The following is a 20,146-nucleotide window of genomic DNA, read 5'->3' on the forward strand; positions in this document are numbered from 1 at the left end:
GCCAATTATTTAGCTTTTGCCCAACTACTTGCCGGTGAAAACACGCAGCAAGGGCAAAAGCTAAATAATTGGCGGTGATAACACCACCCATGCAGCGGTTAGCCCATTTAGGAAAACACGAAACAAGTTCTAAATTAAACTTTTAACTCTTAACGCTTAACTAATTTTAAAACTGTACCGATGGGGCACGTTGGGCCGCAGGGTCGGCGGCAAAAGGTGTTTTCCGTTCAAAGCCAAACCAACCGGCAAAAATATTGCGCGGAAACGATCGAACGTAAGTATTATAATCCTGCACGGCTTCGTTAAAGTGCATGCGCTCTACCGATATGCGGTTTTCGGTGCCTTCTAACTGCGCCTGCAACTCCAAAAAGTTTTGGTTAGCTTTAAGTTCCGGATAACTTTCTACGGTAGCTAATAAACGCGAGAGCGAGCCGCTTAACTGGCCTTGGGCTTCCTGAAAACGAGCAATATTTTCGGGCGTTAAATTCTCGGGATTTATTTGCACACTGGTAGCTTTGGCCCGGGCATTTATAACGTCGGTTAAGGTACTTTTCTCGAAATTAGCGGCTCCTTTTACGGTGTTTACCAGGTTAGGTACCAAATCGGCACGGCGTTGGTAAGCATTTTGTACCTGCGCCCACTTGGCGCTTACATTCTCGTCTTTAGAAACCATCTCGTTGTAGCCACATGAGGTTTGGGAAAGTAATACCACTAACCCAAAAAAGTATAACAGTAGTTTTTTCATTGTTATTTTTGATATTTTCGTTTTAAATATAGGCAAATAAATATTAATCAGGTTGCCGAGTATGAGGTACGGAATTAGGGCCGTACAGTTATACCTGTGCCGGTTAAGTCCCTGCTTTGCCCGCTTAACTCCCTTAAATATAAGCTAAATACCGGTTTTAAAGGCTTTAATGGTTAAGTTAAAACTTACTCGGGCCATTACTTATTAACTTCAAAACGATAGTCGCGATCTTATATTATAAAATCGAAATGGCTTAAACTTGGGCCAAACAGCGCTTACCTAAATTAATAAATAAGTTAGCTAGCTGCAGTTAACGAACGCACTGTTACCAGCGCCCGAATTTGTACGCCGGTGGTTATTAAGTATATTGCGTTTATAAATAAAGATAACATGAAAGCTGTTATTCCTGTAGCCGGTATAGGCGCCCGGCTGCGGCCGCATACCCACACCCAACCCAAGTCGCTGATACCAGTAGCGGGCAATACCATTCTGGGGCATATTATTCAGCGTTTGCAGGCCGGCGGTATTCAGGATATGGTATTTATTATCGGGTACCTGGGCGATAAAATAAAAGCTTTTGTAAAACGGCATTATCCCGAACTGCGGGCCGAATTTGTGGTGCAGGAGCCCCGCGAAGGATTGGGGCACGCACTGTACGTAGCCCGCGAAACCTACCAACACGAAACCGATGTATTAATTATTCTGGGCGATACCATTGTAGAAGTGGACATGGCTCAATTGCTCAGTAGCACCGGAACTGTTCTGGGTGTTAAAAAAGTAGATACGCCCTCTTTGTTTGGTGTAACCGAATTAGGCCCCGATAACTTTGTACGTAAAGTAGTAGAGAAACCCAAAATACCCAAGTCAAATATTGCGCTGGTTGGTTTGTACAAAATTCATAACCCGGGTAAATTAGTTGAAGCGCTGAAATATATTATAGCGGCAGGCATTAAGACCCTGGGCGAGTACCACCTGGCCGATGCCCTGATGCACCTGGTTAAAAACGGCGAAAAAATAACTGCCCTGGCCGTAGATAATTGGTTTGATTGCGGCCGGAAAGAAACCTTGTTGCAGGCCAATGCCATTTTATTGAATCAATCGCCGGTTTGCAATACCAGTAGCCGGCAATTTCCGAATACTATTATTATTCCGCCGGTTTGCATTGGCGAGAACTGTAAAATTGCCAATGCCATTATTGGCCCCAACGTCGCTATCGGCGATTATACCATTGTGCAAAATACTTTGTTGCGCAACTCCATTATTGGCTCTTACAGCGAATTACGCAATACTGTTATGCACGACTCTATTGTAGGCAGCGATGCCTCTTTGCTGGGCCTAAGCCACAGCTTTAATATTGGCGATAATACCGAGATTAATTTTAGCGAGTAGTTAGCGCATATTTTAAGTATATGGAAACCCTGACATTCTTATTGATCCACTTGATTACTCCGATTTCTGGATTGTTAGGTTACTTATTTCTTAAAAAGAAAATTTTTAAAAGAATCTATTGAAAATCCTCCATTAGTTGACCTCTTCTTTTAGCCATCTTTATCAATCGGGCAAAGAAATAGTATAAATAATCTTGAACCGCATTACACAACTTTTTCATATTCAATATCCAATAATTCAGGCCGGCATGATTTGGTGCAGCGGCTGGAAACTGGCTTCAACGGTGAGTAATGCCGGTGGGCTGGGCTTACTTGGCGCAGGCTCTATGTACCCCGAGGTATTGCGGACTCACATTCAAAAGTGCCGGGCGGCTACAGATAAACCTTTTGGGGTAAATGTACCTTTGTTGTACCCCGATATTGCCCAATTAATGGAAGTTATCATAACCGAAGGCGTGAAAATTGTTTTTACGTCGGCCGGAAATCCTAAAACCTGGACCAAATTGCTCCAGGAAAATGGCATTACAGTGGTGCACGTGGTAAGCAACGTTAAATTTGCCCAAAAATGCGCCGAAGCCGGGGTGAATGCTGTAGTAGCCGAAGGCTTTGAAGCAGGTGGCCATAATGGCCGCGAAGAAACCACTACCTTTTGTTTGCTCCCTTTGGTGAGGCAAGCCATCGATTTGCCTTTAATTGCGGCGGGTGGCATTGCCAATGGCCGGGGCTTGTTTGGCGCCTTAGCTTTGGGTGCCGAAGGGGTACAGATTGGCAGTAGGTTTGCGGCGAGCCTGGAATCATCGGCACACGTAAATTTTAAAAACCGTATTGTAGCAGCGCAGGAAGGCGATACGGAATTAACGTTAAAGCAATTAACCCCGGTCAGGCTCCTGAAGAATAAATTTTACCAGGAGGTTAAAACGGCCGAATTGCGCGGGGCCAGCCCGGAGGAATTAGCCTTACTGTTGGGCAGCCGCCGCGCCAAACGTGGCATGTACGAAGGCGACCTGAACAACGGCGAATTAGAAATAGGGCAGGTATCGGCATTAATAAATAAAATTCAGCCGGCCGGCGAAATTGTAACCGAAATCTGGCAGGAGTTTATTACCGCCAAAAACCAATTCTGGCAAACGTACGGAAACGAATAATTAAGCTAAATGCTGTTTTCTTCTTTAACTGGGTTAGGTAAATTTTTACTTTTTAATATTCATTTTATTCGCAATCACTTTTTCAAAATTACCTATAAGTTTTTGTTCCTGGGGTTTTAACTGAGCTTTGGTGAGCGGTTGTTGTTCGTCTAAATCTTTTTGCAGGTTATAAATCCGGCCATCGGCGTATAACTTAAAGTCTTTGTTGTGCACGTAGGTTTGGTGTTTAAACGTGCCCCACTTTGGGTTATAATCGCAGAATACCCATTCACGCTCGGTAGCTTTTTTGCCCTGCAACTGCGGATAAAAACTAATGCCGTCTAGTGGCAGCGTTTTTGCAGTTGAAGTATTACCGGCAATTTCGGTTAACGTAGGAAAGAAATCAGTAAAATCGACTAGGGCTTGGTTACGGCTGCCCGGTTTTATTACGCCTTTCCAGTTTACAATTAAGGGTACGTGCGTGCCGCGTTCGGTCGTCTGACCTTTATTGCCCTGGTAAGTCCCGCCCCGGAAACGCGATGTGATTTGCGGGCTGGTACCATTATCGCCAGTAAAAATAATAACGGTTTCTTCGCTTAAACCCAGTTGCTGTACTTTGTTTGTTATTCTCCCAACCAGGTGATCCATGTATTTAACCATATCCTTAAAATATTTCGGGTCATCGGCTTTCGATTTCGGGTCGAAGTTCTGGTAATCGTCAGAGAAAGGCGTGGGGGTAAACGGGTCGTGGGTTAAGCACATGGGGTAATAAACCATAAATGGTTTTTCCTTATTCTCCGTCATGAAATTTTCAATATAATCCACAAAAACGTCTTCGCCGTATTTGCCTTTATGGGTAGTATTGGTGCGGTTATCAGAATATAATAAAGGGTCTTTGTACCGGGAGCCGACCTTATCTACCTGCCAGACACTAAATTTATCGAAGCCGGTATTTTCGGGGCGAGAGCCTTTGCGTCCGCCGGCTAATTCCCATTGTTTCTCGTAGCCGTAAAGCTGCCATTTACCCGCGATAGCGGTTTTGTAGCCTTGTTTTTGGAGTTGCTGCGCAAATGTAGTTTCGGTGGGGTCTAGCAAACCAAAGCCAATATAATTGCTGCTGTTATATTTTCCGGTCATGAGTTGCACCCGCGAAGGCGTACAAAGCGGGGTGGAGTAGCAGTTCTCGAATAACATGCCGGTAGCCGCCAGTTTATCTAAGTTTGGGGTTAATTTATCGTCGTTGCCATAACAGCCCAATGTTTCATAGCCTAAATCGTCGGCCATAATCAGGATAATATTAGGCTTGTCGCGAGCAATAACCTGTAAACTAATATTTAGAAACAGGGTTAGTACAATACATATTTTAATAAAAGCAGAAAATTTCATTTTAATCTTATTAAGATGACGATTGATGACTTATAGTTACTAATGCGGCTTGTTCTGGAATAATACATATTACCTTTCTGCCTGATTAAAATATAAATACAGTTTTATTTGTAGGCTAGGTTGCTGCTGCGTTATGATTTAGCCACCGGTTTTTTAAAATTTTTCACACAGGTTAATTTTGGGAAGAAATTTGGTTTATATCCCAATTTATTGGTGGCTGCCATCCTTTTGGCTGGCTAATGAGGGGATTAGGAATGACAATCTTTTTAAACTCGGCTAAGGCATTTTTCATTTTTGAATATTCCTGCGGAAATGCTTTGGCAACATCAGTTGTTTCGGAAGGGTCTTTGCTTAAATCAAATAGTTGTCCTTCGTTCAGTTTCCAGCGCTGCGATATAACTGCTTCCCGTCCCAGGAATAATTTGCGTTCGGGTAGCTTTTTTCCTTTTATACCGTTTAGTACATCTAAGCCATCGGTAGCCGGAATATTTTTTGCCCCAGCTAATTTACCTAAAGTAGGTAAAACATCCACATACCCCATTACTTCGTTTACTTTTTTACCGCCTTGTAACTGGCCTTGCCAATACACCACCGACACGGCTCTTACACCTCCTTCCCATTCGCTACCCTTCATGCCTTTTAAGGGTAAGTTGCTGCCGCCAAAAGTGGTAGAGCCGCCATTATCGCTTAAAAACCAAATAATGGTATTATCAGCAATGCCTTTAGCTTCTATGGCTTTAAGAATTTCGCCGAAGGCATCGTCTACGCCGGTTACCATAGCCGCATAAGTTTGCCGCAAAGTATTTCCCTGGCCTGGTTGTATTTTATGCTCGCCAGCTGCTTGTTTTTTTTCCCCTTCGTCGCCGGGCATTTTGTCGTGGGGCTTACTTGCATCGTACCCATTTTTTAATAAATCCTGTTGCCGGGCTTGCATGGGCGAGTGCGGTCCATTAAAAGCCACATAAGCAAAAAAGGGCTCGGCAGATGATGATTCCTGAATAAATTTAGCGGTTTCTTTGCCCACCAGCTCTACCGAATAGCCGGTTTCTACGGTGGGTTCAAAGTTCCGGTGCCAATCGTGGGCGCCATACCGGTAATGCGTAAAATAATCGATGGAACCTGTATAATGGCCGTAAAAAGAAGTAAAACCCCGGTTTAACGGATGATATTTTTTATCAGACTGGCCTAAATGCCATTTACCGAAAATAGCGCGGTGTTTATAACCGGCCGTAGCCAAAACATTGGCCAAGGTTTTTTCTTCTACCGGTAAACCGCCAATATGGTAGGGTCTGATTACCTGCTCACGGAGCCCAAACCGGTCGGGATATTTACCGGTAAGTAAACCAATGCGGGTTGGACTACAAATAGGTGCTACATAAAACCGTTGCAGTTCAACGCCTTTAGCAGCAAACTTGTCCAGGTTAGGCGTTATCATTTCGGGGTTATGAAAACCCACATCGTTCCAACCCAAATCATCGGCAATAACGATAATAATATTGGGTTTCTTATTTTGGGCAAAGGTGTTAAATGATATAAATAAGGAGAATAGAAGCAGTAAATAGGTTGGGCCGGTTAATGGTTTCTTCATTATTAATGCTGTTTAGGAAATAAAATTGCAACTATATTCATGCTGGTTTAATATATTAATTTGGCCAGCCTGGGTTCTGTTTCAGGTTTGGATTTCTTTCAATTTCTACCTGCGGTATAGCCCAGTTATAAAGGTGGTCGCCGAGGTAAGAATAGGTATGCACATTTGTTTCCCACACCATCCGCGCACCGTTACCCGGGGCAAAAACTTTTTCTTTCAAGGTTTCCCAGCGCATTTCATCAAAAAAATTAATGCCTTCATTCGGGAATTCGCGCCGGCGCTCATTGCGGATGCGATCCCGCATATTGGCTTGGGTATTTACATAAGTGGGTAAGGCGGCATTGGTGGTTTGCAGCAGACCTACCCCGGCGCGGGCCCGTACCTGGTTTACCAAATCCACGGCTTCCTGGCTAAAACCTTGCTCGTTAATGGCTTCGGCCCACATTAATAAAATATCGGCATACCGGATAATGGGCATATCAGTTGGTGAGGCATCACGGGTCAGCAGTTCGTTATTATTCTCATATACAAATTTCCGGTGCAGGTAATTAAACCGGTTTACCGGTTCCGCATTCAGGTCTTGTACATTTAATGCATCGCTGCGGTAAGGCCAGCGCGAAGTAACGATTGAGTTAACCGAGCCAAAAACACCGTTGTAAGTAGAATACGGCGTAATAACATTATGCGCTAAACGTGGGTCGCGGTTGGTGTATGCTTGTCTGATGCGTTGTTCGTTGCCGGTGGGTAAATACAGGCTCATGTCCAGGCCGCGGCTAACAGCTGCATTTCGTTCAGCGATGGTTAAATTATTCCGTAAAAAGAATACTTCCCTTTTTGCCGGAGCCATGGCGGTGTATCCCGGAATTACGGCATCCCAGTTAAAAGGCGAACCATCTGCGTTTTCGTATAAATTAACCAAGTTAGGCGATATAAGGTAGCGGGCAAAACCAGAACCAAAAGAAGAGCGCGAACCGGCGTACCACTGAGAAGAGCTGCCGTAACCGGCTAAGGACATATTCTGAATAGAAAAAATCATTTCGTCGGCTTGCTCATTGGCTTCTTTAAACAAAGCCCGGTAATCGTTAAATAGGGTATAACCGGCATCTTTTACTTTACTAAAATCGGCAGCAGCCAGGGCCCATTGCTGGGTATAAATATAAGCCTTGCCTCTTAACGCATAAGCCGCACCTTTGGTAATGTGCCCATAATTGGCATTGCCCTTGGCATATTTAAGGGGTAAATTGGGTTCGTTTATGGCGTCGGTCAGGTCAGAAATTATTACGTTCCAGACTTCGGCTTCGGTATTCCGGGATTTGGTTGCTTCGGCATCACTGAAAGGTTCTAAATAAATAGGCACACCTTTCCACAACTGGTTTAACCGGAAATAAAAATAGGCACGTAAAAATTTGCATTCCGCTATATACCGGCCCTTTTTTTCTTCAGCCGAAGGGGATTTTGGAATATTCAGGATAGCATCGTTGGCCCGTTGGATGCCTTCGTATAAACCCTGCCAATTGTCGCGGAACATGGCGTGCGAGGGCGTAATGGTGGCCATTAACAATGGTTCGGCATTCCGGTGCTGCCCCACAAAACTGTAAACATCCATCATGTATACTTCGCGGCCGGCTACCGTCGATTCGTTTAACGCGGCATACACCCCATTTACGCCTAAATCGGTGAGGTTATCGGTGGTCCACATGTTAGAGGAAGCAATGGAGTCGTAAGGCGAGGTGTCGAGTAAATCTTTTTCGCAACCAGTCAGGAAAACAGCCGCTAATAGTAAACTATATATCTTTTTCATAAAATCTCTATTTAATTAAAAGGTAATATTAACGCCCAAAGAATATTGCGTCATGGTAGGGTAACCTACACTGGGGCCGGATGTTGCCGGTGCAATTTCCGGATCGATGCCAGGATATTTGGTGATGGTTAACAGGTTTTCGCCGGCAAAATAGATGCGGGCCCGGCTTATCAGCGCTTTTTGGACAATTCTATCGGGCAGGGTATAGCCTATTTGTAAACTCTTCAGCTTTACATACGATGCATTGTACAGGTTAAATGTGCTGGGCAAGGTATTTTGGGCATCGGTAACGGCTTTTAACCGGGGATATTTACCGTAAATATTATTTCTGGGATTAGCGGGGTTGGTTTCGTCGTAATAATAATGGTCGTCGGCAATATGTTTTAAAACGCCGTCGCCGAGTTCTACAATAGAATTGTTGTACCGGCCATTCCAGAAATATTTCATGTCGGCGCTACCGGTCCAGAGCATAAACATATCGAGGCCTTTCCAGCTCAGGTTGCTTTGTAATCCAAAATTATAGCGGGGAGTAGCCGATGCGCCGGTAAATTGCTGGTCGTAGGTATTGCCGTAAGAGCCATCGCCGTTTACATCGGCATAAATAAAATCGCCGTAATAAATATTGCCTTTGCCCACGGTATTGGCCGGTAAAAATTTATAACCGGCCGCCAGCATGGCATTTACCCACTCTAAATCTGCGGGTGTTCTGATCATACCATCGCGCGGACCGCCATTTATCGCAACAGTACCATCGGTATTTTGGTAAGTGCCATTGCCTTGGTACAGGCCGTACAGATAATATTCATTGATCAGATAGCCTTCGGCAATGCGTTGGTTGCCGCCCGTCGTTACATCGCCCAGGTTATTGGTATACACCCGGTTGCCCGATTCATCGGTGGTATAGCCTTCGGTAAACTTGCCTTTGTATTTGGTTACGTTGTTATAGTTATAGGCAAAGTTGCCGGTAGCAGCATATTTAAACTGTCCGGTTTGGCCCTGGTAACCTAAAGAAACTTCAATACCCCGGTTTAAAACCTCGGCAATATTGCGGGTAGGGGCACTGGCCGTTCCTACGGTAATCGGAATATCGGGCCGGAATAAAATACCATCAGTAGCTTTATTATACCAATCGAGTTCAAAATTTACGGCTCCTCCAAGCAAGCCGCCTTCCAAACCAATATCGGTTAAAGTAGTGGTTTCCCATCTTAAGTTACGGTTGGCAATTCTGTTTTTGGCTAAAGCGGTAACGGCAACATTGTTAAACGAGTAATTCTGACCCGTGTAGGTAGACTGGTACTCGTAATTGCCGGAAGCATTGTTGCCGGTTTTACCGTAAGAAGCACGTAATTTTAAATTGCTGACATACTGATTAATGCCTTGCATAAAGCTTTCTTCGGAAATGCGCCAGCCCGCCGACATAGCCGGAAAGAAACCCCAGCGGGTTTCCCGGTCAAATCGCGAGGAACCATCGTACCGGAACACGCCTTCCAGCAAATACCGTTCGTTAAAAGCGTAATTTAAACGGCCAAACCAAGATCGTATCGCCCAATCGTTTTCTTCGCCGCCGGGAGCCAGCGGGGTGGTAGCTGAGCCTAAAGTAGTAATGGTGGCATCTATCAGACCTCGGGCACCCGCATTAAAATTATAATTATTAAAATAGTTTTGGTTATAGCCGGCTAAAACGCCTATATCGTGTTTTTCGGCCAAGGTGGTATTATAGTGTAAAATATTATCAAATATTAAATTATAGTTTTTCCCGAATGCATAACTGGTAGTTAAGTTAGCGGGGGCTGCTTGCGGTGTTCTTAATATATTGGCCCCAAAGTCCCAGCGCTCGGTCGGGATGGAATGGGTATTTACTTCGGTAAACCGGGTCTGGTAATTTACCCGAGTCTTCAATTTTAAACCTTTATAAATATCTACATTGGCAAATAAGGTAGTATTAAAATTGGAAGCCCGGTTCTTGCCGCCGGTATTACGTAAAGTTTGCAGCGGATTGTTCGTCAAGACTTCTTCCGGCGTTTGCGCATAGCCATATTTCCCGTCTAAATAAGGATATTGGCCCGGAACCGAAGCATATAAAATATCAAAAGTAGTACCCCCGCCCATGCCAAAAGTTTCGGTAGAGGCAAAGGTGTTGGTGCCAATGCTTAAAAATTTACTCACCCTGGCTTGTAAATTGGCCCGGAGCTGGTACCGGATATTTTCGGAGTTTTCCATGGTGCCGGGGTTATTTAAATAGCCCCCCGATAACAAGAAAGAAATATTCTCGCTGCCTCCATTTAAAGAAATATTGTGGTTTTGCAGGGTTTTGTTCTGAAAAATAACATTGGCCCAATCGGTATTGGGGTAGGCAATATAATTGGGTACACCTATAGCGTTGGTGCCACTGGGGTTTTGTTTGGCGTTTGTCCAGGCATCTATGGTGCTTTGGTTATAGCCTTCGTTCAGGCCGAGGTTCCGGAATCCTTCGTTTACCAAATGCATGTGCGTTACATAATCCGAAACCATTTTGGGCATATTTAGGGGCTGGGTTTTTGACAGAATGCCATTGTAACTTAAGGTGGGTTTTGCCCCTTTTTTGCCTTTTTTAGTTGTAATTAAGATTACCCCATTTGCCGCCAACGAACCGTAAATAGAAGCCGAAGCCGCATCTTTTAAAATAGAAATACTTTCAATATCGTTCGGGTTTACGGCATCCATTCGGCCCTGAATACCATCTATAATTACCAGCGCATCGTTATTATTTAAGGTACCCGTTCCCCGGATGCGAATGGTAGCGCCATCGGAACCCGGCCGGCCGGAGCTCTGCTGCACCGAAACGCCGGGGCTTAAGCCTGCTAATGCCGACGACACATTGGTTACCGGCCGGTTTTCGATAGCTTTGGCGTCAATAGTGGCAACCGAACCGGTCAGGTTTACTTTCTTCTGCACACCATAACCCACCACCACTACTTCGCTCAGGGCTTTACTGTCTGAAACCAAGGTAACATTATGGGTAGCATTTGCCCCCGCAACCACTTCCTGGCTTTTAAAGCCAATAAAGCTAAATATTAAAACCGCCGATTCGCCGGGTACCTCTATCTGGTAATTTCCTCCGGCATCGGTTGATGTACCCAGTGAAGTGCTCTTTACTACAATTACGACTCCGGGTAGCGGTTCGCCTTTTTCATCGGTAACTTTACCTTTAACTATCTGGGCCAGATTCGTGGCAGAAATATTGGGTTCTTCGGCTAAATTGGTAGCTGTTTTATTTTGGGGGGGATTAATCAATATTCTGGTATCAATTTGTTTATAGGTAAACCCGTTGGGCGTGAGTAGATTATTTAGCAAATCTGCTACGGTAGTGCGGGTTTGGGCCAGATTTAAATTTTTAATATATTTTACATCCTCTTTCCGGTACATAAACCGAAAAGGCGTTAGCTTTTCTATTTTTTGAAAAGCGTCTATTAAGGTTTCATCTTTTAAAGATATTTTAACCTCTACTGCGCTAATATTCTGGGTTACGGAAGTGGCGTGGAGGGTTTGAATGCTGCAGGCAGAAATTAAAGCCAGGCTTACTACAAAACTTATAAGTTTCTTTAGTCTGTTTGTATAATGATACCCGTTTACTAAAATTTGCCCGCCAATTTTATGTAATAGTTTTTCCATTTTTATTTTATTTAATATATGCTCTGCTAAAGAACTTAAATCAAGAGAATGAGCTACTTGTAAAAGCTTACTTTGGGCGTATTTACCTTTAGTGTTAATATTTGGGGTGGGCTACGTTTCATGCGGGTTAAATTATTTGGGTGATAAAGTAATTTGTTTATGGTCAGGACTATAGGTGTAGGTAGCGTTATTAAATTCAGCAATGCCTTTAAGTATACTTTCCAGGCTTTCGTTTGCCCCCAGCGTAGAAGTAAAGCGCTGGTGTTTTAACTTCTCATCAGAAATCAGAATATTTATTCTATATCTTTCTTCCAGTAAATAGGCCGCATTGGCAAGGGTAACGTCATCAAAGAATAAATCCTTGGCTTTCCAGGTAGTAACTTTTTCGGCGTTAACCTGTATTTGGCGGGCTTGACCATTCTTTTGGTTATATGTTAATTGCTGGTTAGGCGTGAGGGTGCCCAGGGTGTTTTTCTGGTTGCCTACTTTTACCTTACCCCGGGTAACGGTTACCGAAATATCTGCTTCCTGCGGCCAGGCGGTAATGTTAAAGGCAGTTCCTAAAACTGTAGTTTTTACCTCGCCGGTATGTACAATAAATGGTTTATCTGGGTGGTGCTTTATATCAAAATAAGCCTGGCCTACCAGGTAAACTTCTCTTTTAAGGTGGCCATCAAAAGTAGTGGGGTAATCTATTTTACTATAGGCCGATAATATGACGGTACTGCCATCGGGCAACTGAACCAGTTTATTAGGCTTAACCGCTGGTTGTTCTATAGTAGCTAAACCAGCCGGCTCCTTAGTATATTTATTTTGTATAATAAAAATAGAAGCAAAAGCCAGGAACACCACCGATGCGGCCGCAACCCATGTAGGCCATATTTGCCTGCTTTCTTTCTGGATAGTGGCTGGTGCCAGGTAAGCTATTTGCGCATCAAGGCGGGCTTTAATTTCAGCTTCCAGTTCGTCGGCTTTAATTTCTGGTATTCCATTGCATCCGTCTGGTTCAAATTCAAATGCTTTATAGTAAGCCTGTATCAATGCTGTCTCGTCAGCCGAGGCATTTCCCAAGCGGTATTTTTCTAGAATAATAAGAAATTGTTCTTTGTTTAATTCTTTCATAGAATACTAAAATCAATGCATACTTATTAGCCGGCTTGCTAGTACCCGCTAACAGAATAAGAAAATACCGTTCAGAACTATATGTTTATAAGCTCAGACTAAATATTAACGGCTATTCTATTGGCACAGAAGGCAAAAAGGAAATCTGATTGAATTGATAGCAGGTTCTTTAGGGCCTTAGTACCTAATATGATGTTATATCTACAAGACCGCTAAAAAGGAATTTAGCCCATGCCGTTAAAAAATATTTTTAATATATTTTATAAAGGAAGAAGGAGTAGCTTCAATAAATAAAGCTGCTTAGGTATAAAGAAAGGGCAGATAATTGGAGGAACTGCTTCAGAAGTTTATTAGCTGTTAAGAAAAACAAGGCTTATAAAAAGTAGTGCGGCTTTAAGCTTGGTTAAGGCCCGGCCTAGCTGATTGCGTACTGTTTTGGCGGTAATATTAAGTTGGGTGGCAATATTGGTACTGGAAATATCTTCTTCGTAGCGCATTTTAAATATTTGCTGTTGCTGCTCCGGCATTTTTGCTACTACTTTATTATACGATTGTTGCAGCTCCTGAAAAATAATTTCTGCATCGGCATTGTCTTTAATTTTACTTAAATTCGAAAGGAGTTCCGGAATAGGGGTATATTTTTTTTCTTTTTCCAACCATTTAAATACATTGTTCCGCACAGCAATGTAAAAATAGCCAGTTAAATTCTCAATAATAGCAGACGAACCGTTTACTGCCAGCATTACCCAAAGCTGAGTAAAAACATCTTGGGCAATATCCTGGGCCTGATCAGAATCTTGCAGCCGTTTATATGCGGCTGCATACACATACCGCCAATATTTACGATACAAGGCATCAAAAGCTTGCCTATTGCCTTCCTTTACCTGGAGTAGCAATAAACTATCTTCTGTTACCTGCATTGTAAACTAATTAAAGCGTTAAACAACATTCATTTTAAATAGGCTAAACCTAGGTAATAATATTAAATATTTACTATAAGTTATAACTTTTTAGAAAGTTAATTCTTGGTTTCTAAAATGAGGTATTAGCTAATAGTCTGTATTTTAGCAACAATTGTTGCCTGTTGACTATTAATTTTAAGCGCTTAACTTGGCAAAAGTACAGGTGCTGTTAAAAGAAGGGTTACCTTAGGCCGTTTTGGTTATAGAAGCATATTTGCTTTAAGCTTGGTTAAGGCCCTATAGTATTTGCTAAGTAGATGAAGGCCTGTAGGAAAAAAGCTTTAAACCTGTTTAATAAATATTGTACAACCCAAATCAGGTGCTGAAATTAATTAAACAAGCTATAACAGCAGTTATGTTTTAAACCAATAAAAATATTTAAAGTTAAATTTACTTTATTTCTTGATTAAGCAGTAGTAGTAAAAAAATAGGAACTCATTCGGCCGTAGCATTGTATGGGATAAATAATTTTATTCTCATCTTTACGTTTGATTAAGAGAGTTTTGTACAACCCTGGTAGCTTAATGGTTTTTAACCGCAAATTACTTCTGTTCGGGATTAGCTTGCTGTGGCTGGTTTCCTGTAGCAAACGCAACTACAACGTAGATGCCGAAACGGCTGTAAATATTCCGGAAGAGCGTTCGGGCTTTTTAACGAAGAAAAACAATGCCTCGGCGGCTTTAGCCGATACAGCCAGACCCCAGTTAAGCATGGTGGCTACCGACACGGCTTTATTGGCGCACACCAAAAAAAAACACAAAAAGCGTAAAAAAAGCAAAAAAGAATATTTGGGCTACCAAATAAAAAAAGGATTTACCAAAACCGGTAGCGGTAAAAATGTTACCATCGAAACTTTTTATTACCTGACCACATACGTGGAGCCCAGTACATACGCGCCGGCTAAATATTATTTTAATACCCGTACTAAAAAGATAGTAAGAGGTACTCCGCAAAAACCTACCGAAGCCCGTATTTTGCACGGACCTTACAAAAAAACAGTAGGCAACCACGTAGTAGAAGAAGGTAATTATTATTTAAGTACCCGCCACTTGCGTTGGGAAACGTACCGGTGGCAGGAAAGAAATAAAGAAAATATTTTGTGGAGTAAAATTCATTACGAAAAAGGTTTTCCGCGCGATGCCATTGTTAATTATTACGATGCGGGTAAAACCAAAATAAAAGAAGTAATTCCGTACGCCGACGGTAAAATAAACGGTGAGTACGTTATGTTCCGGGAAAATGGCCTGAAAGCCTGGGAAGGACAATATGAAAAAGGCAAGAAAGTGGGCGTCTGGACCGAATATTGGGATTTCCGGAACCGAAAACACTTTGAGTACCAACATCCCGAGTCGGTAGATGCAGAACCTTTTGAACCGTATTTACTCCGAGAGTACGACCGCCATACCACGCTTATCTACGAGCACGGCAAATTAGATAAACGCCCGGCTGCCGCCCGGCAATAAGCGTTAAAGGTTGTTAAAGAATAATTAATGTCTGGCGTTTAGTTAAGTAGTAAGCCCAAGGCGAGGATTATATTAAAAGAAGTCTTTCTACGCTTAAATTATTTATAATACCTACCGCCAGCATTCCGCCGTGATTATTTTCCGTCAGTCTTCGGCCGCTAAATCAAACTAATCAAAAGACTTTAAAAGTATTCTTCTGATTTAAAGTTGGTTTTAATTAAAGACAAAAAGCTAATAACTAACAAGTATTAACTTTTTGTTAATGAAAAGCATCTTCTATATGATGTATCTGCAGGTGGGGGTGGGTGCCGGTAACTGCAATAATATCAAACCGGATGTCGTGTGGCCAGTTTTGCTGGTATATATATTCTTCAGCGGCAAGTAAAAATAAATCTACTTTTTTCTGGTTCACAAATGCTTCGGGGTAACCGTGGGTGTGGGTAGCCCTGGTTTTTACCTCTACAAACACCAATAAATTACCGGTTTGGGCAATAATATCTACTTCGGCCTTTTTAAAACGGTAATTACGTGCTAGTATAATAAAGCCTTTTTGTTGTAAATAAGCCGCTGCCGTAACTTCGCCGTTTTTGCCGGTAAGGTTGTGTTTTGCCATTAAAATACGCTTTTTAAGACTACCGCAAATACCAAGGTTAATGGTTCGGGATTAGATAAAACCAAATGGGTAGCCTTACTTTTAACGAATATTATTAATTTCGCCTGAATAAACATTAGAAAATATGCTACAGAATATCAACCCTGTTACTACCGATGCCTGGAAAAAACTGGAGCAGCATTATGCTATCATGAAAGATAAGCACATGGTAGATTTATTTGCCGTAGATCCATCGCGTTTTTCGGCCCTATCGCTTCATTTCGAAAATATTCTGGTTGATTATTCCAAAAATATTATAAACGAGCAAACCTTAGAAGCGCTTTTGGAACTGGCCGAAGAGTCGCAGTTAAAAGATGCCATTGAACGCATGTTTAGCGGCGAAAAAATAAATCTCCGCGAAAACCGGGCGGTATTGCACGTTGCCTTAAGAAACCGCTCTAACGACCCCGTTTACGAAGATGGCGAAGATGTAATGCCGGCAGTGAACCAGGTTTTGGCGCAAATGAAAGCTTTTTCAGATAAAATTGGCAACGGCGAGTGGTTGGGCTACACGGGCAAACCCATCCAGCATATTGTTAATATTGGTATTGGTGGCTCCGATTTAGGCCCTTACATGGTTACCGAAGCCCTGAAGCCGTACCAGCGCCCCAATTTGCAGTTACATTTTGTATCGAACGTAGACGGTACCCACATAGCCGAAACCCTGAAAAAAGTAGACCCGGAAACAACGCTTTTCATGATTGCGTCTAAAACCTTTACTACCCAGGAAACCATGACCAATGCCGAAACCGCCAAAAGCTGGTTTCTGGAGCACGCGCAGGCGAATGAACACGTAGCCAAACATTTTGTGGCCATATCTACGAACCTGGACGCTGTTAAAAAATTTGGCATTGCCGAAGAAAATATGTTTGTGTTCTGGGATTGGGTAGGCGGCCGCTACTCGCTGTGGTCGTCGATTGGGCTTTCTATTGCCTGTGCCATTGGCTTTGATAAATACGAAGAATTGCTGGCCGGGGCCCACGCCATGGACGTACATTTCCGGTTAACACATTTCGATAAAAATATTCCGGTACTGCTGGCCTTAATTGGTATTTGGTACGTTAATTTTTTTGGAGCCCAAACCGAAGCCATTTTGCCTTACGACCAATACATGCACCGCTTCCCGGCTTACTTTCAGCAAGGAAACATGGAGAGTAACGGTAAATACGTAGATCGCAACGGCGATAAGGTTACTTACCAAACCGGCCCGGTAATATGGGGCGAGCCCGGCACCAACGGCCAACACGCATTTTACCAGCTTATTCACCAGGGTACTCAACTTATTCCCTGCGATTTTTTGGCTCCCGCTACTAGTCATAATCCTATCGGCGACCACCACGTTAAGCTTTTGTCTAACTTTTTTGCCCAAACGGAGGCCTTAATGAACGGGAAAAACCTGCAGAGCGTAATTGAGGAGCTTAAAGCCGATGGCTTATCGGAAGAAGAAATAAAAGAGCTGGCCCCGTTTAAAGTATTTAGTGGCAATAAACCCACCAATTCTATTTTATTTAAAAAGCAGGATCCGCGTACTTTGGGTAGCTTAATTGCCATGTACGAGCACAAAATATTTGTGCAGGGCGTAATCTGGAATATATTTAGTTTCGACCAATGGGGCGTAGAGTTAGGTAAGCAACTGGCCAAAAAAGTTTTGCCCGAACTGGTATCAGACGAAGAAATTCAGGCGCATGATTCTTCTACCAACGGCCTGATTAATGCCTTTAAAAAAATGCGGGCATAACAGTCTTGTTGAACTGCGGTAGCTAACTTTCTGTTAAGTAAAAAACCAAAAGAACAAACACCGGTTTGGGCGCTTATTGGCAGCCGCTCAAAACAGGAGAACCAGGCAAGTGAATAATAGAGTTAACAAAGATATTAGAGTTATTTCGTTAGGCGAAATAGATTACCAGCAAGCCTGGGATTATCAGGAGCAGTTATTTGCCCAAATAATTGCCCACAAAGTAGCTAACCGTAGCCTGGAACCGGCTGTGGTAGAAATAACCCCCAATTACCTTGTTTTTTGCCAGCATCCCCACGTGTATACGTTAGGCAAAAGCGGCTCCCAGAGTCATTTGTTGTTGCAAGAGCCGGAACTACAGGCAAAAGGCGCTTCTTTTTATAAAATAAACCGGGGTGGCGATATTACCTATCATGGCCCGGGGCAAGTAGTCGGCTATCCGATATGGGATCTCGATAATTTTTTTACCGATATTCACAAATACCTGCGCTACTTAGAAGAAGCGGTAATTCTTACTTTGGCCGAGTACGGGCTGGTGGCCGGCCGGATTGCCGGCTTAACCGGTGTTTGGCTCGATTACGAAAAACAAATTAATCCGCGGAAAATATGCGCCATGGGCGTAAAGTGTAGCCGTTGGGTAACCATGCACGGTTTTGCCCTGAATGTAAATACCGATTTAGATTATTTTAACCACATCGTTCCTTGCGGTATTCCCGATAAAGCCGTTACCTCTATGCAGCAAGAGTTAGGACAGGCAGTAAATTTAGCCGAAGTAGAACAAAAGCTTTTAAAGCACCTGGCACAACTTTTTGGAGCAACCATTCATATACAGGAAAATGAAGAAAGATATTCTCTTTGACCCGGTAGAAGGCGTTTCTATTGCCATTGCAACCTCCGACAACGAATTTGGACAACCTGTCTGGAACGTTTACCTAATTAATAATAACCCTTTTTACCTCGATAATGTATTAGTAGCCTCTAAAGGGTACGGCTCGCACGAAGGCGAAGAAATTAAAACTTCGGTGCTGCGGCACATGTTTGAGCTGGTAGAACCCAAGAGCTTTGTTAAAATAGAGCCAATTGATCCGGCTATTTTTCATATTTATAATGAATATTGGGTGAGCTATTATCTGGGTAAAAAGATATATGATAAAAAGTTTATTTTTGTACCCGACTCTATTGTTGAGAATAATTTAATTCAGATTTCGATGCTAAACATGCGGGGTGTTTTGCATAATTAAAAGAATAAACCTGGCTAGAGTAATATATTTTAGCGTTCTAAAAACTAAATACTTATAATCTTAAAAAAAAGCTTTTAATTTGGACTTTTAAAAGGTAGTGGCTGGTCTTGGCCCAAAATTAGAAAAGGGCTTAAGGCCATTTTTTTTCTTTTAAGATATTAAATTAATAATGTAGAGTTATTTAATTAAAACCGAATAACAAAAGTAAAGTATTTACTTTTGTACAAAATATTTATGATTCAACTGGTGCTTTCTTTTTTCTGGGCTTTTCTGGTAGCTTTATTTGCGGTACCCTCTATTATATATGTTGCCCACCTTAAAAATATTCTGGATCAGCCCAATATGCGCACGGTACACGAATCGTTAACGCCCCGTTTGGGAGGTTTAGCGGTTTTTGCCGGGTTTATGTCGGCGCTCACCATTTTTGCTAACCTGGGTAACGGTGTACAACAATTACTGGCTGGCTGTATTATTTTATTTTTTATTGGTTTAAAAGATGATTTGGTAACAATTTCGGCTTTTAAAAAATTTATTGTACAGTTATTAGCCTCGGGTGTGGTTATGGTTATAGCCGATATCCGGATTACCAGTTTTCAGGGGGTATTGGGTATAAATGAATTGCCGGTGGGCGTAAGCTACGCTTTTACATTTCTAGTAATTGTGGGTATAACCAATGCCATTAACCTTATAGATGGCTTAGATGGTTTGGCCGGCACTATCGTACTGATTATATCTACTACCTTTGGTTGGTTCTTTTTCCAGTACGGCGGCTCGCTGTTTGATAATTTTGCTTACGTAGCCGTTTGCCTGATTGGCGGCATATTAGGGTTTTTGCGGTATAATTTCCATAAAGCTACCATTTTTATGGGCGATACCGGGTCTTTGGTTTGCGGTTTTATCGTGTCGGTTTTAACCATTCAGTTTATCGAAATGCAAGCCATTCCTTCTTCGCCGTCGGTTGCGCTGGGTATTTTGTTTGTGCCGCTGTTCGATACCTTACGGGTTTCAATTATCCGGATTTCAAAAGGTATTTCGCCTTTCTCGCCCGACAAAAATCATATTCATCACCGTATTCTGGGTATGGGATTCCGGCAAATAAGTACAGTGCTGATTCTGGCTTTTATAAATATTGCGGTTATCTTGTTTGTTATTAATTTTGCCCATTTTGGTAACCAATTTATTATAGGCGTATTAATTTCTTTTTCGCTGGTGCTAAGTATAGTTTTAGGTGTTTATAAAGTTAGAAGAACCCAAAGTATATCTTAAATTAAAGCAGGTTACTTGCCTG

Annotated in this window: 15 protein-coding genes; 7 read left to right on the forward strand and 8 right to left on the reverse strand. The window is 42.5% G+C overall.

Annotated elements, in window-relative coordinates:
• Positions 1–166 precede the first annotated feature (166 nt).
• Positions 167–745 carry a LemA family protein gene (locus ACO1R6_RS09350; RefSeq protein ID WP_486264169.1) on the reverse strand — a complete coding sequence of 193 codons (579 nt, stop codon included), beginning with the start codon at positions 743–745 and terminating at the stop codon, positions 167–169.
• A gap of 390 nt (positions 746–1,135) precedes the next feature.
• Between ACO1R6_RS09350 and ACO1R6_RS09355 the strand changes: the two genes are divergently transcribed.
• Positions 1,136–2,134, forward strand: a complete 999-nt coding sequence (locus ACO1R6_RS09355; RefSeq protein ID WP_486264171.1) for a sugar phosphate nucleotidyltransferase — start codon at positions 1,136–1,138, stop codon at positions 2,132–2,134.
• A gap of 193 nt (positions 2,135–2,327) precedes the next feature.
• The gene (locus ACO1R6_RS09360; protein ID WP_486264172.1) at positions 2,328–3,278 is read left to right on the forward strand and encodes an NAD(P)H-dependent flavin oxidoreductase; all 951 of its coding nucleotides are present in this window, start codon (positions 2,328–2,330) and stop codon (positions 3,276–3,278) included.
• Between the two features lie 45 nt (positions 3,279–3,323).
• Here ACO1R6_RS09360 and ACO1R6_RS09365 read toward each other — a convergent pair whose 3' ends face one another.
• From ACO1R6_RS09365 to ACO1R6_RS09390, 6 genes are all read right to left on the reverse strand, one after another.
• Positions 3,324–4,643, reverse strand: a complete 1,320-nt coding sequence (locus tag ACO1R6_RS09365; protein ID WP_486264174.1) for a sulfatase family protein — start codon at positions 4,641–4,643, stop codon at positions 3,324–3,326.
• A 172-nt stretch (positions 4,644–4,815) separates the two neighbouring features.
• Positions 4,816–6,231, reverse strand: coding sequence for an arylsulfatase (locus tag ACO1R6_RS09370; protein ID WP_486264176.1), 1,416 nt, complete (start codon positions 6,229–6,231; stop codon positions 4,816–4,818).
• Positions 6,232–6,286: 55 nt separating this feature from the next.
• Positions 6,287–8,032, reverse strand: coding sequence for a RagB/SusD family nutrient uptake outer membrane protein (locus tag ACO1R6_RS09375; RefSeq protein WP_486264178.1), 1,746 nt, complete (start codon positions 8,030–8,032; stop codon positions 6,287–6,289).
• A 15-nt stretch (positions 8,033–8,047) separates the two neighbouring features.
• Complete coding sequence (locus ACO1R6_RS09380; protein WP_486264180.1) at positions 8,048–11,683, reverse strand: SusC/RagA family TonB-linked outer membrane protein; 3,636 nt, start codon at positions 11,681–11,683, stop codon at positions 8,048–8,050.
• Positions 11,684–11,815: 132 nt separating this feature from the next.
• Positions 11,816–12,805, reverse strand: coding sequence for a FecR family protein (locus ACO1R6_RS09385; RefSeq protein ID WP_486264182.1), 990 nt, complete (start codon positions 12,803–12,805; stop codon positions 11,816–11,818).
• A 350-nt stretch (positions 12,806–13,155) separates the two neighbouring features.
• On the reverse strand, positions 13,156–13,725 hold the full coding sequence (locus ACO1R6_RS09390) for an RNA polymerase sigma factor (RefSeq protein WP_486264184.1): 570 nt from the start codon (positions 13,723–13,725) through the stop codon (positions 13,156–13,158).
• A gap of 530 nt (positions 13,726–14,255) precedes the next feature.
• Here ACO1R6_RS09390 and ACO1R6_RS09395 point away from each other — a divergent pair.
• On the forward strand, positions 14,256–15,230 hold the full coding sequence (locus tag ACO1R6_RS09395; protein WP_486264186.1) for a toxin-antitoxin system YwqK family antitoxin: 975 nt from the start codon (positions 14,256–14,258) through the stop codon (positions 15,228–15,230).
• Positions 15,231–15,489: 259 nt separating this feature from the next.
• On the opposite strand, the gene ACO1R6_RS09400 is transcribed toward ACO1R6_RS09395, so the two are convergent.
• Positions 15,490–15,843, reverse strand: coding sequence for a YraN family protein (locus ACO1R6_RS09400; protein WP_486264188.1), 354 nt, complete (start codon positions 15,841–15,843; stop codon positions 15,490–15,492).
• A 124-nt stretch (positions 15,844–15,967) separates the two neighbouring features.
• Here ACO1R6_RS09400 and pgi point away from each other — a divergent pair, with 124 nt between their 5' ends.
• The 4 genes from pgi to ACO1R6_RS09420 all read left to right on the forward strand — a co-directional run bounded on the left by pgi (position 15,968) and on the right by ACO1R6_RS09420 (position 20,124).
• Positions 15,968–17,620, forward strand: coding sequence for a glucose-6-phosphate isomerase (pgi, locus tag ACO1R6_RS09405; RefSeq protein WP_486264190.1), 1,653 nt, complete (start codon positions 15,968–15,970; stop codon positions 17,618–17,620).
• 109 nt (positions 17,621–17,729) lie between these two features.
• Positions 17,730–18,476, forward strand: coding sequence for a lipoyl(octanoyl) transferase LipB (gene lipB, locus ACO1R6_RS09410; protein ID WP_486264191.1), 747 nt, complete (start codon positions 17,730–17,732; stop codon positions 18,474–18,476).
• Positions 18,454–18,858, forward strand: coding sequence for a hypothetical protein (locus tag ACO1R6_RS09415; protein WP_486264193.1), 405 nt, complete (start codon positions 18,454–18,456; stop codon positions 18,856–18,858). The genes lipB and ACO1R6_RS09415 overlap by 23 nt, the downstream gene beginning before the upstream one ends.
• 219 nt (positions 18,859–19,077) lie before the next feature.
• A complete protein-coding gene (locus ACO1R6_RS09420) occupies positions 19,078–20,124 on the forward strand; it encodes an MraY family glycosyltransferase (RefSeq protein WP_486264194.1) in 1,047 nt (348 codons plus the stop codon).
• Positions 20,125–20,146: the final 22 nt, after the last annotated feature.

It is taken from the genome of Adhaeribacter sp. (assembly GCF_057359045.1).

What these genes read in the sequence shown, in the direction of transcription:
- ACO1R6_RS09400 (WP_486264188.1), bottom strand. Translation starts at nt 15,843, where the DNA reads ATGGCAAAACACAACCTTACCGGCAAAAACGGCGAAGTTACGGCAGCG.
- ACO1R6_RS09365 (WP_486264174.1), bottom strand. Translation starts at nt 4,643, where the DNA reads ATGAAATTTTCTGCTTTTATTAAAATATGTATTGTACTAACCCTGTTT.
- ACO1R6_RS09380 (WP_486264180.1), bottom strand. Translation starts at nt 11,683, where the DNA reads ATGGAAAAACTATTACATAAAATTGGCGGGCAAATTTTAGTAAACGGG.
- ACO1R6_RS09355 (WP_486264171.1), top strand. Translation starts at nt 1,136, where the DNA reads ATGAAAGCTGTTATTCCTGTAGCCGGTATAGGCGCCCGGCTGCGGCCG.
- pgi (WP_486264190.1), top strand. Translation starts at nt 15,968, where the DNA reads ATGCTACAGAATATCAACCCTGTTACTACCGATGCCTGGAAAAAACTG.
- ACO1R6_RS09375 (WP_486264178.1), bottom strand. Translation starts at nt 8,032, where the DNA reads ATGAAAAAGATATATAGTTTACTATTAGCGGCTGTTTTCCTGACTGGT.
- ACO1R6_RS09390 (WP_486264184.1), bottom strand. Translation starts at nt 13,725, where the DNA reads ATGCAGGTAACAGAAGATAGTTTATTGCTACTCCAGGTAAAGGAAGGC.
- ACO1R6_RS09370 (WP_486264176.1), bottom strand. Translation starts at nt 6,231, where the DNA reads ATGAAGAAACCATTAACCGGCCCAACCTATTTACTGCTTCTATTCTCC.
- ACO1R6_RS09385 (WP_486264182.1), bottom strand. Translation starts at nt 12,805, where the DNA reads ATGAAAGAATTAAACAAAGAACAATTTCTTATTATTCTAGAAAAATAC.
- ACO1R6_RS09415 (WP_486264193.1), top strand. Translation starts at nt 18,454, where the DNA reads ATGAAGAAAGATATTCTCTTTGACCCGGTAGAAGGCGTTTCTATTGCC.
- ACO1R6_RS09350 (WP_486264169.1), bottom strand. Translation starts at nt 745, where the DNA reads ATGAAAAAACTACTGTTATACTTTTTTGGGTTAGTGGTATTACTTTCC.